Genomic DNA, 12336 nt, shown 5'->3' with positions numbered 1-12336 from the left:
GACAGCGCGACGGCCCGGCTCCTGCGGGACCGGGCCGGACGGTCGCGATTCCTCCGCCCTTCGGTCAGGTGCGGGTCAGGGCTCGGCGCCGGTCGCGACCGGCAGGTCGTCGCGGTTCGACCACTGGCTCCATGAGCCCGGGTAGAGGGCCGGCTCGAAGCCCGCGATCATGAGCGCCGCGACCTCGTGGGCCGCCGTCACGCCGGAGCCGCAGTACGCGGCGACGGGTGCGTCGGGGCGCACCCCGAGGTCGAGGAACCGCTGCCGCAGCACCTCGGGCGGCAGGAAGCGGCGGTCGTGGCCGAGGTTGCCGGTGGTCGGCGCGCTCACCGCGCCCGGGATGTGGCCGGCGCGGGGGTCGATCGGCTCGGTCTCGCCGCGGTAGCGCTCCCCCGCGCGGGCGTCGACGAGCACTCCCTCGCCGGGCAGCGCCGCGGCCTGATCGAGGCGGAGCACCGGCATCGCGCCGTAGGTGAGCTCGACGTCGCCGGGCACGGGCTCGACGTCGCCCGTCTCCGTGGGCAGCCCCGCGTCGCGCCACGCGGTGAGGCCGCCGTCGAGCAGCTGCACGTCCTGCAGCCCGGCGTGCTTCAGCAGCCACCAGGCGCGGGCGGCGGACATGCCGCCGAGGTCGTCGTACGCGATCACGCGACTGGTGGCGCGGACGCCCCAGCGCTGCGCCGCCGCCTGCAGGACCTCGATCGGGGGCAGGGGGTGCCGGCCCGCCTGGCCCGAGGGCGGTGCCGCGAGCTCGCCGTCGAGGTCGACGTAGACGGCCCCGGGGACGTGCGCCTCGCGGTACGCGGGCCGGCCGTCCGGCGCATCGAGGCGCCAGCGCACGTCGAGGAGCACGAGACGGGGATCGCGGAGGTCGGCCGCGAGATCCGCGGCGGAGACGAGGACGCTCACCGTCCCATCGTCCCTCCGGCCCCCGACGACGTCAGCGGGCTGTCGATCGGCCCCGTGTCGACGCCGGTCAGCTCGGCCTGCGCGAGCAGCGCGAGGTCGCGCAGCACGTCGAGGTTCACCGCCTCGGCGGCTCGCGGCTCGGAGTCGTAGATGCAGAGCGAGCCGACGCGGTAGCCGTCGGCGCTCTCGATCGGGTACGCCGCGTAGAAGCGCACCGCGCGCGGCCCGCGCACCGCGGGCGCGAGACGGAGCAGGGGATGCAGCCGGGCGTCCTCGATGACGGTCGGCTCGGCCGACTGGATGGTGAGGTTGCAGAAGGACGTCGAGCGCGGCTGCTCGCCGCGCTCGGCGCCGGCGACCGCCATCTTCCACTGCCGGTCGCGGTCGAGGAAGTTGATCTCCGCCGACTGGGCGCCGAACGCCGTGCGGGCGAGCTCGACGAGGTCGTCGAACCGTGGATCGGGCGCGCTCTCGACGATGCCGAGGGCGTCGAGCGCCCGCTGCCGCTCGGCCTCGTCGTCCGGCCGGTCGCGCAGGGCTGCGGCGCTGTCGGGGGCGGGGGCTCTGTCGGGCGCGGGCAGGAGCGGCGCGAGCCGCTCGGCCACGGCGGCGGCCCAGGCGCGGGCGTCGTCGGCCTCGAGGACCGGGCAGGCCACGATCCGGTCGCTCGGTGCAGCACCCAGCAGCTCCTCCACCGGGAAGGGCTTCGCCGCGTGCCTCGAGCGCGGCACCGGCGAGGCGAGCACGAGGCTCGCGGTGCCGGCGGCGTCGGCGAGCACCTCGTCGAGCAGCTCCGACAGGTGGTGGCGCAGGCGCACGTGCTTCAGCGCCCCGGGCTCGGCGGGCAGCGCGATCACCACGGCGTCGTAGCGCCACAGCCGCCAGGCGTCGAACGCGCCCCGCACCGCGCGGAGCACCGGGGTGAGGTCGGTGAGCACGTCGAGGTCGACACCGCGGCGCAGGGTGAGCCACAGCCGGTCGACGAGGCGGTCGGCGAGCGTCTCGGCGTGCCGGGGCCCGGGATCGCCGACGACCGCGCGGTCGCCGAGCAGCAGCACCCGGAGCGGCCGGGGTCCGCTGTGGTGCAGGCGGCGCACGGCCAGGCGGCCGGAGCGGGCGGCGGGTGGACCCTCCAAGGCGACCTCCGGGTGCGGGATCCGCACAGTCTCGCCCCTGCGGCTGCGGAAGTCCCCCGGGTTCCGCCGCCGGGGTCGCGGCACTACGGTCCCGATGGCATGGGGTGGTTCGCGGCGACGGACGCGGAGCTCGCGCGGCAGGTGCTGCAGCGCGGCGTCGCCGCCGTCTTCATCGTGTCCTTCGTGAGCACCGCCCTGCAGTTCCCGGCGCTGCTCGGGGAGCGGGGCCTCCTGCCGGTGCCGTCCGCCGACCGGCGCTTCTGGCGCGGCTTCACGCTGTTCCGCTGGGGCTACACCGACCGCCGGCTCGCCGCGGTCTGCTGGACGGGCGTCGTCGTCGCCGCGCTCCTCGTGCTCGGACTGCCGCAGACCGGACCCGACTGGGTGCCGATGGTCGCGTTCCTCGCGCTCTGGTTCCTCGCCATGTCCGTCGTGAACGTGGGCGGCACGTTCTACGGCTTCGGCTGGGAGAGCCTGCTGCTCGAGGCGGGCTTCACGGTCGCGTTCCTCGGCGCGGACGGCAGCCCGCCACCGCGGCTGATCCTGCTCGCCGTGCTCTGGCTCGTGTTCCGGCTCGAGTTCGGTGCGGGTCTCATCAAGCTGCGCGGCGACGTCGCCTGGCGCGACCTCACGGCGCTCTACTACCACCACGAGACGCAGCCGATGCCGAACCCGTTCAGCCGGCTCGCGCACCTCGCGCCGAGGTGGTGGCACCGACTCGAGGTGCTCGGCAACCACGTCGCGCAGCTCATCGCGCCCGTGCTGCTGTTCCTGCCGCAGCCGATCGCGTCCGTCGGGGCGGCGGTGGTGATCCTCACCCAGCTCTGGCTCGTCGTCACCGGCAACTTCGCCTGGCTGAACTGGCTGACCATCGTGCTCGCCTTCGCGGGGATCGGCGACGCGCAGGCCCGCCTGCTCCTGCCGGTCGCCTCGCCGCCGGCGGGCACGGCGCTGCCGACGTACTGGCTCGTCGTCACGACCGCGGCCGCCGCCCTGCTGCTCGTCGTCGCCTACCGCCCGGCGGTCAACCTGCTCTCCCGGGACCAGCTCATGAACGCGAGCTTCAACCGGTGGCACCTCGGCAACGCCTACGGCGCCTTCGGCAGCGTGACGCGCGACCGCGACGAGGTGCTGATCGAGGGCGCCGCCACCTCCGAGCCCGGCGAGGGCGACTGGCGGGAGTACGAGTTCTTCGGCAAGCCCGGTGATCCGCAGCGGCGCCCCGGATGGTTCGCGCCGTACCACCTGCGGCTCGACTGGCTGCTCTGGTTCGTGCCGCTCGGCGCCGCCCGCGACCGCTGGTTCGCGGCGCTGCTGCTGCGGCTGCTCGAGGCCGATCCGCTGATCCTGAAGCACGTGCGCGTCGACCCGTTCGGCGGGCGTCCACCCGCCCTGATCCGGGTGCGGATGTTCCGCTACCGCTTCGCGAACCGGCAGGAGCACCGCGAGACCGGCGCGATCTGGATCCGCCGGCCGCTGTACACGCTGGTGGCACCGGTCGGGCGGCGGGACCTGGAACGGCTCGTGCGGTGAGCCGCCGCTGCCACGACGATCAGCAGCGCGAGGGGCGGCGCCGAGCGGACGGGCAGCCGGAGCGTCCGCCCCTGCTTGGATCGTGCGATGAGCCGCACGATCACCGTCCCCGCCGACCTCGCGGCGCCGAACGAGGACGCCTTCGCGCTCGGGAACGGGATCGGAGTCGTCGTCGACGGCGCCGGGCTGCCGAAGGAGCTGCGGGCCGGGTGCCGGCACAGCGTCGCCTGGTTCGCGCGTTTCCTCGCCGACGAGCTCGCCGCTCGGCTCGCTGAGCGGTCGGGGACGATGGGGGACGCGCTCGGGGACTCCATCGCGTTCGTGCGCGATGCCCACGCCGGCACCTGCGACCTCAGGGCCGGCTCCCCGAGCGCGACCGTCGCCGCGTGGCGCGTCAGCGGTGATCGTCTCGAGCACCTCGTGCTCTGCGACGCCTCGCTGCTGGTCGTGCCGCGGCACGGGCCGGTCGTGCCCATCACCGACGAGCGGCTCGAGGGGGTCGTGCGCGCCGCGGTCGCCGCCGAGGTCGCGGCCGGCATCGCGGCCCGCGGCCCCGCGGACCGACGGCATGCCGCACGGCGGGCGGTCGAGGCCTCGCGCAACCGGCAGGGCGGCTTCTGGTGCGCGCAGGACGACCCGGACGCGGCGCGGCACGCGCTGACCGGCGCTACCCCACTGACGGCACTCACCGGCGTGATCGCCTGCAGCGACGGCGCGACCCGCGCCTACGACCTGCTCGGCGTGGCGACGCCGCAGGACCTCGCGCGCCGATCCCTCGTCGGCGACCTGCGCGGGATCGCGGACATGGTGCGCGCGGCGGAGACGGAGCAGGCCGATCGGCTGCAGGACGCCGGCAGCAAGGTGCACGACGACCTCACCATCGTCGCCGCGCGGCTGTCCGCCTGACGCGTACCCAGGCGCTCGCCTCGGCGGTCCACGGTCGCCGGTCCCCCGCTCCCCTAGCGCCCGCTCCGTACTCGGGCAAGGCCCAGCCCGTTCCCCTCGAACATTCCTACGGTGGAACCATGCCCGCCACCTTGCTCCACGACGACGTGTTGCAGCAGCGCCCGATGCCGCTCCCCGCACCCCGGGGCGCAGCGAGCGGCGCGGTCCTCGACGCCCTGCAGGGCGAGGCGAACGGTCTCGACGACGCCGTCGACCGCGCCCTCGCCGACACCGCCGACATCCTCGGTGACGAGGACCTGCAGCTCGCCCTCCTCCTGCTCTACGAGCTCCACTACGGCGGTCTCGCGGGCGTCGACGACGGGCTCGAGTGGTCGCCGCAGCTGCTCGCTGCACGAGCCCGCATCGAGCGCGACCTCGAGGCCGCGATCCGCGCCGTCGTCCGCGTGCCCGAGCGGCCGGAGCCGACAGCCGCGGCCGTCGCCGAGGCGCTGTTCGCCCTCACCGGCGAGGACTCCGGCCCCAGCCTGTCCCGCTACGTCGCGCGCAAGGCCACGCTCGAGCAGCTGCGCGAGTTCCTCGTGCAGCGCTCCATCTACACGCTGAAGGAGGCGGACCCGCACAGCTTCGGCATCCCGCGCCTCACCGGCCGGGCGAAGGCGGCCCTCGTCGAGATCCAGTCCGACGAGTACGGCGGCGGCCGCCCCGGCCGCATCCACTCGGCGATCTTCGCCCGCACCATGCGCGCCCTCGGCCTCGACGACGCGGTCGGCGCCTACCTCGACCTCGTGCCCGCCGTCACCCTCGCGTCCCTGAACACCATGTCGCTCTTCGGGCTGCACCGGCGCCTCCGCGGCGCGAACGTCGGCCACCTCGCCGCCTTCGAGATGACCTCGTCGCTGCCGAACCGGCAGTACGGCAACGGCTTCCGCCGCCACGGGTTCGACGAGGAGGCGACGTGGTACTTCGACGAGCACGTCGAGGCCGACGCGGTGCACGAGCAGATCGCCGCCCGCGACCTCGCCGGCGGCCTCGTCGAGGGCGAGCCTGCGCTGCTCGACGACGTGCTCTTCGGCGCGGCCGCCTGCCTCGAGATGGACGGCCGGGCGGGCGCGTGGATCCTCGAGCGCTGGACGGCGGGCGAGTCGTCGCTGCGCGCACCCGTGCCGTGAGCGAGCGGCTGCGGGCGGAGGTCGTGGTGCCGCTCGCCTGGACCGACGACACGGCGCTCCGCGACCTCGTGGGGCACCTCGAGCGGCTCGTGACCATCGCGGAGGTCACCGTCGTCGACGGCTCCTCCCCCGCGCTGTTCGCCGCCCATGCCGTAGCGCTGCCGCCCGCGGTGCGGCACCTCCCGGTCGAGCCGTGGGCCGGCCCGAACGGCAAGGTCGCCGGCGTCATGACCGGCGTGCGCGCAGCCCGCCACGACGCCGTCGTGCTCGCGGACGACGACGTCCGCTACGACGCGGAGGGGCTCGCGGCCGTGGTGGGCGCGCTCGACCATGCCGATCTCGTCCGCCCGCAGAACGTGTTCGACCCGATGCCGTGGCACGCCCGCTGGGACACCGGCCGCACGCTGGTGAACCGCGCATTCGGCGGGGACTACCCCGGCACCGTCGGGATCCGGCGCGCGGTGCTGCTCGCCGCCGGCGGCTACGACGGGCACGCGCTGTTCGAGAACCTCGAGCTCATCCGCACGATCCGCGCCGCAGGCGGGCGGGAGGCCCGCCTCGACGGGGTGCCGGTCGTGCGGCGTCCCCCGACCCTGCAGCACTTCCTCGAGCAGCGGGTGCGGCAGGCGTACGACGACCTCGCGCAGCCGCCGCGGCTCGTGACGGAGCTCGCGCTCCTGCCGGCGGCGGTCTGGGCCGGCCGCCGGCCCGTCCGGCTCCTGGCGGGCGCGGTGGGGGTCGCGCTGCTCGCCGAGGCCGGCCGCCGCCGCGCCGGCGGCACCCGCTTCTTCCCTGCCACCGCGGCGCTCTGGGCGCCGCTCTGGCTCGCCGAGCGCGCCGTCTGCGTCTGGCTCGCGGTGCTCGCCCGCCTCCGCGGCGGCGTCCCGTACCGCGGCCGGCGCATCGTGCTCGCCGCGCACTCCGCCCGAACCCTGCGAGCAAGGAGCAGCCGTGCCTGACGTCCCCGTGCAGATCGTCGCCTGCCCGAACGGGCCGCTGCTCGTCCGCGGCGAGATCGAGATCCGGACCCCCGACGGCGCCCGCGTGCCGCAGCGCCGCCGCACGGTCGCGCTCTGCCGCTGCGGCAAGTCGACGATCAAGCCGTTCTGCGACGGCACGCACAAGGCGATCGGGTTCGTCACCGAGCCCGAGGGCGACGCCTAGTCCCGCACCGGACGAGCGAGCGCCTCGTCGAGCGCGGCCAGCGTGCGGGCATCGGCGAGGATGCGGAAGTGCCCGGCGACCGGCAGCCGCACGTTCGTCGCGTCCGGCAGCTCCGAGCCGCCCGGGATGTGCGGGTCGAACTCGCCGAAGACCGAGGTGATGCGCCGGTTCACGTTCCGGTTGGCGCCGAGCAGCACGGTGGTGGGGTCGTCGGGCGAGAAGGCGTGGAGGCTCTTCAGGGGCAGGTGACGGGCGTACGCGGAGCCGTTGAAGGGGGTGACGATCGCGACCATGCGGGCGAACCGGCTCTCCGGGTCGTCGAAGAGCATCGCCCACTTGCCGATGAGGCCGCCCTTGCTGTGCGCGACGACGATGACGTCGCGCAGGTCGTGCTCGCGCACGTAGGCGGCCGCGGCCCTGCCGCTCGCCTCGACGGTGGCGCCGTTCCAGCCGAGCGAGGCGAGCACGTGCACGGGGTGCCCGGCGGCGTTCAGGTGCAGCGCGAGCGGGCGGAGGAAGTGCCAGGTCTCCCAGATGCCGGGGATCAGCAGCACCGGGTCCTTCGCGCCGCCGAGGTAGCGGCCCGGGTCGGTGCGGTCGAGCAGCCCGGCGAGCTGCCATCGGACGGCGAAGACGTAGTCGAGCGCCCAGAAGCGCGCCTTCTGCAGCGGCGTCATGCGTCGCGCCCCAGGATCGCGGCCGCGACGGCCTCCGGCCGGACGAACATCGCGACGTGCGGGGCGCCCGGCACCTCGACCAGGCGACCGTGCGGCAGCAGGTCCGTGACGCGCTGCGCCCACGGCCGCGGGGCGATCGGGTCGCGGCTGCCGCGGATCACGACGGCGGGCGCCTGCACGCGCGGCAGCGTGCCGAGCATGTCGTACGTGAGCATCGACGGCAACGTCTTCAGATACCAGGACGGCCCGGTCCGCGCGTAGTCGCTGAACACGATCCAGTTCGCGAGCGGCGGCTCGCGGAGCGTGTCGCGCCCGAGCCGCAGGCCCTGCTGGACCGCGGTCGGCGCCACCGGGTCGGTGACCGGACCGATGAGGACGAGCCGCTCGACGAGCTCCGGACGGCGCGCCGCGACCTCGGTGACGATCTGCGTGCCCATGGAGTGCCCGACGAGCACCACCGGGCGACCGAGCGGCGCCACGAGGGCGGCGACGGTCTCGCCGTGGTCCTCGACCGACTGCACCCGGCCGGGCTTGGGCGCGTCGCGGAAGCCCGGCAGCTCGACGGTCAGCACGCGACCGGCTGTGGCGAGCACCGGCGCGAGCCGCCGGTAGTAGCGCGAGCCGACGCCGATGCCGTGGACGAGCACGAACACCGGACCGGGTGGCCCCTGGTCGTCCCACACGAGCATCGTCCGCCCGTCGTACCGGAACCGATCGGCCGCGCGGCGCCTGCGCCGCACCTCAGGCGTGGGCGACGGCCCCGGACGGCGCGTCAGCCGGACGGGTGATGAACAGCGAGAACACCGCCGTCAGGGCGAACACGATGGCCGCGAGCACGAAGGCGAGCCGCACCCCGGATGCGGCAGCCGCAGCAGCGGGCTGCCCGTCGAGCCGCGCCGCCGCCGTCTGCACGGCGAGCACCGTGACGACGAGCGCGGTGCCGGCCGCACCGCCGACCTGCTGGACCGTGGCGAAGATCGCCGATCCGTACGACGTGTAGCGCTGCGGCACCGCGCCGAGCCCCGCCGTGAACAGCGGCGTGAGGATCGTGGCGAGGCCGACCGAGAGCAGCATGTGCGCGCCGAGCACGAACCAGAGCGGGGTGGTCTCGGACACGAACGCGAGCAGGACGAGGCCCAGGGTGCCGATCGCCGTGCCGGGCAGCAGCAGCGCCCTGGGACCCACCGAGTCGTAGAGCCGACCGATGACGGGTCCGAGCACGCCCATCAGCACACCGCCCGGCAGCACGAGCAGGCCGGTGACGAGCGGCGTCGCGTGCAGCACGTTCTGCAGGTAGATGGGCAGCAGGATCGCGCTGCCGAGCAGCGCGAGGAACGACACCGCCCCGCCGGCCACGCTCGCGCTGAAGACGCGGGAGTGGAACGCCCGAAGATCGAGCAGCGCCCGGTCGGTGCGCTGCAGCCGCACCTGGCGCAGCAGGAACGCCGTGAGCGCGAGGGCCCCGGCCACGATCGGCACCCAGATCTCGAGCGGTGAGTGACCGCGGGAGCCGGCGCTCTCGCCGATGGCGTTCAGGCCGTAGACGAGGCCTCCGAAGCCGAGCGCGGCGAGCGGGATCGACACGAGGTCGATGGGCGCCTTGCGGGTCTCGCTGATGTCGTGCATGAGCCAGGCGCCGAGGATCATCGCCCCGACCGCGACGGGCAGCACGAGGAAGAAGATGAACCGCCACGGCAGCACGCTGAGGATCACGCCGGAGATCGTGGGCCCGAGCGCGGGCGCCACCGAGATGACGAGCGAGACGTTGCCCATCACCTTGCCCCGACTGCGCTCGGGCACGAGCGTCATCACGGTCGTCATGAGCAGCGGGAACATGACCGCCGTGCCCGTGCCCTGTACGATGCGGCCGAGGAGCAGCACGGCGAAGCCGGGCGCGAGCCCGGCGATGAGCGTGCCCGCGCTGAACAATCCCATCGCGAGCAGGAACGCCTGCCGTGTGCGGATGCGCTGCAGCAGGAACCCGGTGACGGGGATGACGACGGCGAGCGTGAGCACGAACCCGGTCGACAGCCACTGGCCCGTGCTCGCATCGACCGACAGGTCCTTCATGAGCACCGGGATCGCGACCGTCATGATCGTCTCGTTGAGCACCACCACGAAGGCGGCCACGAGCAGCACGGCGATGACCGTGCGGTCGCGGACGGAGAGCCGCTCGATCGGCGCACGCTGCGGGGAGCGCTCGCCGGTGACACGTCCCGACCTGCCGCGGCCGGCCTTGGCGCGCTGCACGCGCTCGGCGGTTCCGGTCATGGGGGGCCTCCTCGAGCACCGTGGGATGGGTCAGACGCAGCGGTGCGCATGAAGACGGGAGGGACGACCGCGGAGAACAACGTCGTATTCCCGCTTGCGGTGACGTTCGCCTCGCCCGATCCCCGTCGGGGCTCAGTCTTGCAGACACCTCCGACAACCTCCCCGGACCGCCCGACCGCGTCGTTCAGCAGCGTCAGGCGATCGGGAGGACCTGTCCGCCCGTCAGGGCGACGAGCTCGGCGAACGAGGTGCGGAAGACCGAGTGCGGCGTCCCGGCGGCCGCCCACAGCTCCGGATACCGCTCGAGGTCCTCGTCGACCACCGCCCGGAGCGGCGACGGGTGGCCGACGGGCGAGACGCCACCGACGGTCTGGCCGGTGGCCGCACGGACCTGCTCGGGCGTCGCCCGCTCGATGCGGCCGACGCCCAGGCGGGCTGCGAGTCCCGTCGTGTGGACGCGATGGGCACCGCTCGCCATGACCAGCAGCGGCGCTCCGTCGGCGAGGAAGACGAGGCTGTTCGCGATGGCACCGACCTCCACGCCGAGTGCGGCCGCCGCCTCCCCCGCGGTGCGCGTCGAGTCCGGCAGCGTCACGGGCTCGCTCGCGCCGGCGGTGCGCAGCGCCTCGGCGACGCGGTCCGCAGCGCTCATGCCCGATCCTCGCCGGCGAGGATCTTCTCGAGGGTGTTCAGGTTCCTCGTCGTCACGACGCCGGTGCGCTGCTGCCCGCCGTAGTGCCTGCCGAAGGCGGTGGTGAGCGTCTCGCCCTTGGGCGCGTCCCAGTAGAGGACGCCCTCGCCCGGCTGCACCCGCTCGACGGCCGGGTCGAGCGCGCCCGCCGACTCGAGCAGCGCCGCGAGCGCGTCCGGCCGCTCCGCGAAGACGACGTAGGCGTGACGGTCCGGAGCGCGATCGAACGGGTACTCGTCGACAGCGGTCGCGACGAGCGGCATGGGAAGCGCGATCGCCGCGACGTCGAAGCCGAAGGCCTGGCGGATCACCCCGCTCACCGCCCGGCCGATGGCCCGTGCGTCGTCCTGGTCGCCGGTGAGCACGACGTTGCCGCTCGCCAGCACGGTGCGCACGTCGGTGAAGCCCGCCTCCATGAGGCGCGCGGCGAGCTCCTTCATCGGGAAGCGCACACCGCCGACGTTCACACCCCGCAGCAGGACGACGGCACGCACCCGCTCATGCTGCCGCGACCGCGGCTGCCGGCGCCACTCGGGCGTCCGTGTGCCGTCGGGACGCCTGCAGGCCTCGTCGGGCTACTCGAGGTCCCGACGGCATGCATGCGCGGCGCGTGGAACGCCGCAGCGGCCGCACAGGGGCGGGGACCCCGTGCGGCCGCTGCCGGATGGACGAGCTCAGCGCGAGGAGACCGTCGCCTGCGCGTTCGACTCGTAGGAGGTGTTCGTCGACTCGAAGAAGTTGACGAGCTGCAGCGTGTCGTTCGCCGTCGCCATCCACTTCGCCGGGTTCGACACCTTGTAGTGCGGCTCGAAACCGAGCTCCTCGAGGCGCCGATCGGCGAGGTACTTCACGTACTGGTTGATGTAGTTCGCATTCAGACCGAGGATGCCGTTCGGCAGGAGGTCGCGGTTGTACTGCTCCTCCATCTCGACGGCGTTCAGGATCATCGAGCGGATCTCGTCCGCGAACTCCGGCGTCTGCAGATCCGGGTTCTCGTCGAGGACCGTGAGGATCAGGTTGATGCCGAACTTCAGGTGGAGGCTCTCGTCGCGCACGATCCAGTCGACGAGCGACCCGAAGTTGCGCAGCAGGTTCCGCTGCCGGAACGACAGCGCCACCATGAACCCCGAGTAGAACCAGATGCCCTCGAGGATCACGTTGTAGGCGACGAGATTCCGCACGAAATCGCGCTTGCCCTCGGTGGTCGAGATGTCGAGCGTCTGCTCCGTCATGCGACGGATGAACTCGACCTCGAACTCCTCCTTCTTGCGCATCGACGGGATGTCGACGTGCGAGTTGTAGGCCTCGTCGCGGTCGATCGGGAACGTCTCGAGGACGTACTCGAACGACATGCAGTGGTTGGCCTCCTCCCACATCTGCTTCGCGAGGTAGAGGTGCGCCTCGGGCGCGTTCACGTAGGGGTAGACGCCGAACGCGAGCGCCTTGTTCACGAGGAGCTCGCTCGGGTTGAAGTAGCTCATCAGGAACGTCACCGCGTGACGCTCCTCGTCGGTCATCCGCTTGAAGTCGGCGATGTCCTCACCGAGCTGGATCTCGTTGGGGAACCAGGTGTTCGCCACGGCCTGCTCGTACAGATCCATGGCCCACTGGTAGCGGACCGGCTTGAGCAGCAGGCCCTCCTGGATCCCCGTGCCGAGGATGCTCATCTCGTCCCTCTTCCTTGTGTACTCGAGCGATCGTGCCGCCGCCCGGGACGGGCGTCGGCGCCGGCGTCGCGGGGACGGCCGGAAACGGCCGTCCCCTCAGCTCCCGCGCGCTACTGGCACGAGTCGCACTGCAGCAGATCCATCGGGTCCATGGGCACGGCGTAGCCGCCGACCTGGTCGATGTCGTTCATGAGCGAACCCCCCTCGTTCATC

The 12336-nt window shown here is 73.5% G+C and carries 14 protein-coding genes; 5 read left to right on the top strand and 9 right to left on the bottom strand.

The annotated features are described in order from the left end of the window. Positions 1-75: 75 nt before the first annotated feature. Together QDR37_RS09675 and QDR37_RS09670 are read right to left on the bottom strand one after the other, a co-directional pair. A complete protein-coding gene (locus QDR37_RS09675; protein WP_279713437.1) occupies positions 76-909 on the bottom strand; it encodes a sulfurtransferase in 834 nt (277 codons plus the stop codon). Continuing rightward, complete coding sequence (locus QDR37_RS09670) at positions 906-2045, bottom strand: hypothetical protein (protein ID WP_279713436.1); 1140 nt, start codon at positions 2043-2045, stop codon at positions 906-908. Before QDR37_RS09670 ends, QDR37_RS09675 begins: the two co-directional genes overlap by 4 nt. A 99-nt stretch (positions 2046-2144) precedes the next feature. On the opposite strand from QDR37_RS09670, the gene QDR37_RS09665 reads away from it, so the two are divergent. The 5 genes from QDR37_RS09665 (at position 2145) to QDR37_RS09645 (ending at position 6817) form a co-directional block, all read left to right on the top strand. Next, complete coding sequence (locus tag QDR37_RS09665; RefSeq protein WP_279713435.1) at positions 2145-3578, top strand: lipase maturation factor family protein; 1434 nt, start codon at positions 2145-2147, stop codon at positions 3576-3578. Positions 3579-3665: 87 nt separating this feature from the next. Next, positions 3666-4484 (top strand): protein phosphatase 2C domain-containing protein, encoded by an 819-nt coding sequence (locus QDR37_RS09660; RefSeq protein WP_279713433.1) that lies wholly within the window; start codon positions 3666-3668, stop codon positions 4482-4484. 119 nt (positions 4485-4603) lie between these two features. Continuing rightward, positions 4604-5653: an iron-containing redox enzyme family protein gene (locus QDR37_RS09655; protein ID WP_279713432.1), complete on the top strand. Its 1050-nt coding sequence runs from the start codon at positions 4604-4606 to the stop codon at positions 5651-5653. Further along, positions 5650-6612, top strand: a complete 963-nt coding sequence (locus QDR37_RS09650) for a glycosyltransferase (RefSeq protein WP_279713431.1) — start codon at positions 5650-5652, stop codon at positions 6610-6612. The genes QDR37_RS09655 and QDR37_RS09650 overlap by 4 nt, the downstream gene beginning before the upstream one ends. Continuing rightward, entirely contained in the window at positions 6605-6817 is a 213-nt protein-coding gene (locus tag QDR37_RS09645) for a CDGSH iron-sulfur domain-containing protein (RefSeq protein ID WP_279713430.1), read from the top strand. Before QDR37_RS09650 ends, QDR37_RS09645 begins: the two co-directional genes overlap by 8 nt. Here QDR37_RS09645 and QDR37_RS09640 read toward each other — a convergent pair. The 7 genes from QDR37_RS09640 to QDR37_RS09610 all read right to left on the bottom strand — a co-directional run bounded on the left by QDR37_RS09640 (position 6814) and on the right by QDR37_RS09610 (position 12335). Then, positions 6814-7494: an alpha/beta hydrolase gene (locus tag QDR37_RS09640; protein ID WP_279713429.1), complete on the bottom strand. Its 681-nt coding sequence runs from the start codon at positions 7492-7494 to the stop codon at positions 6814-6816. The two genes, QDR37_RS09645 and QDR37_RS09640, sit on opposite strands and share 4 nt — an antisense overlap. After that, positions 7491-8183, bottom strand: coding sequence for an alpha/beta hydrolase (locus QDR37_RS09635; protein ID WP_279713428.1), 693 nt, complete (start codon positions 8181-8183; stop codon positions 7491-7493). Before QDR37_RS09635 ends, QDR37_RS09640 begins: the two co-directional genes overlap by 4 nt. Before the next feature lie 52 nt (positions 8184-8235). Continuing rightward, on the bottom strand, positions 8236-9765 hold the full coding sequence (locus tag QDR37_RS09630) for an MDR family MFS transporter (protein ID WP_279713427.1): 1530 nt from the start codon (positions 9763-9765) through the stop codon (positions 8236-8238). 193 nt (positions 9766-9958) lie between these two features. Continuing rightward, positions 9959-10417, bottom strand: a complete 459-nt coding sequence (locus tag QDR37_RS09625; RefSeq protein ID WP_279713426.1) for a YbaK/EbsC family protein — start codon at positions 10415-10417, stop codon at positions 9959-9961. Next, on the bottom strand, positions 10414-10950 hold the full coding sequence (locus QDR37_RS09620; RefSeq protein WP_279713424.1) for a DUF1697 domain-containing protein: 537 nt from the start codon (positions 10948-10950) through the stop codon (positions 10414-10416). The genes QDR37_RS09625 and QDR37_RS09620 overlap by 4 nt, the downstream gene beginning before the upstream one ends. Positions 10951-11130: 180 nt before the next feature. Continuing rightward, positions 11131-12123 (bottom strand): ribonucleotide-diphosphate reductase subunit beta, encoded by a 993-nt coding sequence (locus QDR37_RS09615; protein ID WP_279713423.1) that lies wholly within the window; start codon positions 12121-12123, stop codon positions 11131-11133. Between the two features lie 110 nt (positions 12124-12233). Then, entirely contained in the window at positions 12234-12335 is a 102-nt protein-coding gene (locus tag QDR37_RS09610; protein ID WP_279713422.1) for a ribonucleotide-diphosphate reductase subunit beta, read from the bottom strand. Position 12336 lies beyond the last annotated feature (1 nt).

The organism is Amnibacterium sp. CER49 (assembly GCF_029846255.1).
Lineage (GTDB): Bacteria > Actinomycetota > Actinomycetes > Actinomycetales > Microbacteriaceae > Amnibacterium.
This window is presented reverse-complemented; position numbering and strand designations above follow the sequence as displayed.

What these genes read in the sequence shown, in the direction of transcription:
- QDR37_RS09630 (WP_279713427.1), bottom strand. Translation starts at nt 9,765, where the DNA reads ATGACCGGAACCGCCGAGCGCGTGCAGCGCGCCAAGGCCGGCCGCGGC.
- QDR37_RS09615 (WP_279713423.1), bottom strand. Translation starts at nt 12,123, where the DNA reads ATGAGCATCCTCGGCACGGGGATCCAGGAGGGCCTGCTGCTCAAGCCG.
- QDR37_RS09655 (WP_279713432.1), top strand. Translation starts at nt 4,604, where the DNA reads ATGCCCGCCACCTTGCTCCACGACGACGTGTTGCAGCAGCGCCCGATG.
- QDR37_RS09640 (WP_279713429.1), bottom strand. Translation starts at nt 7,494, where the DNA reads ATGACGCCGCTGCAGAAGGCGCGCTTCTGGGCGCTCGACTACGTCTTC.
- QDR37_RS09665 (WP_279713435.1), top strand. Translation starts at nt 2,145, where the DNA reads ATGGGGTGGTTCGCGGCGACGGACGCGGAGCTCGCGCGGCAGGTGCTG.
- QDR37_RS09635 (WP_279713428.1), bottom strand. Translation starts at nt 8,183, where the DNA reads ATGCTCGTGTGGGACGACCAGGGGCCACCCGGTCCGGTGTTCGTGCTC.
- QDR37_RS09625 (WP_279713426.1), bottom strand. Translation starts at nt 10,417, where the DNA reads ATGAGCGCTGCGGACCGCGTCGCCGAGGCGCTGCGCACCGCCGGCGCG.
- QDR37_RS09610 (WP_279713422.1), bottom strand. Translation starts at nt 12,335, where the DNA reads ATGAACGAGGGGGGTTCGCTCATGAACGACATCGACCAGGTCGGCGGC.
- QDR37_RS09660 (WP_279713433.1), top strand. Translation starts at nt 3,666, where the DNA reads ATGAGCCGCACGATCACCGTCCCCGCCGACCTCGCGGCGCCGAACGAG.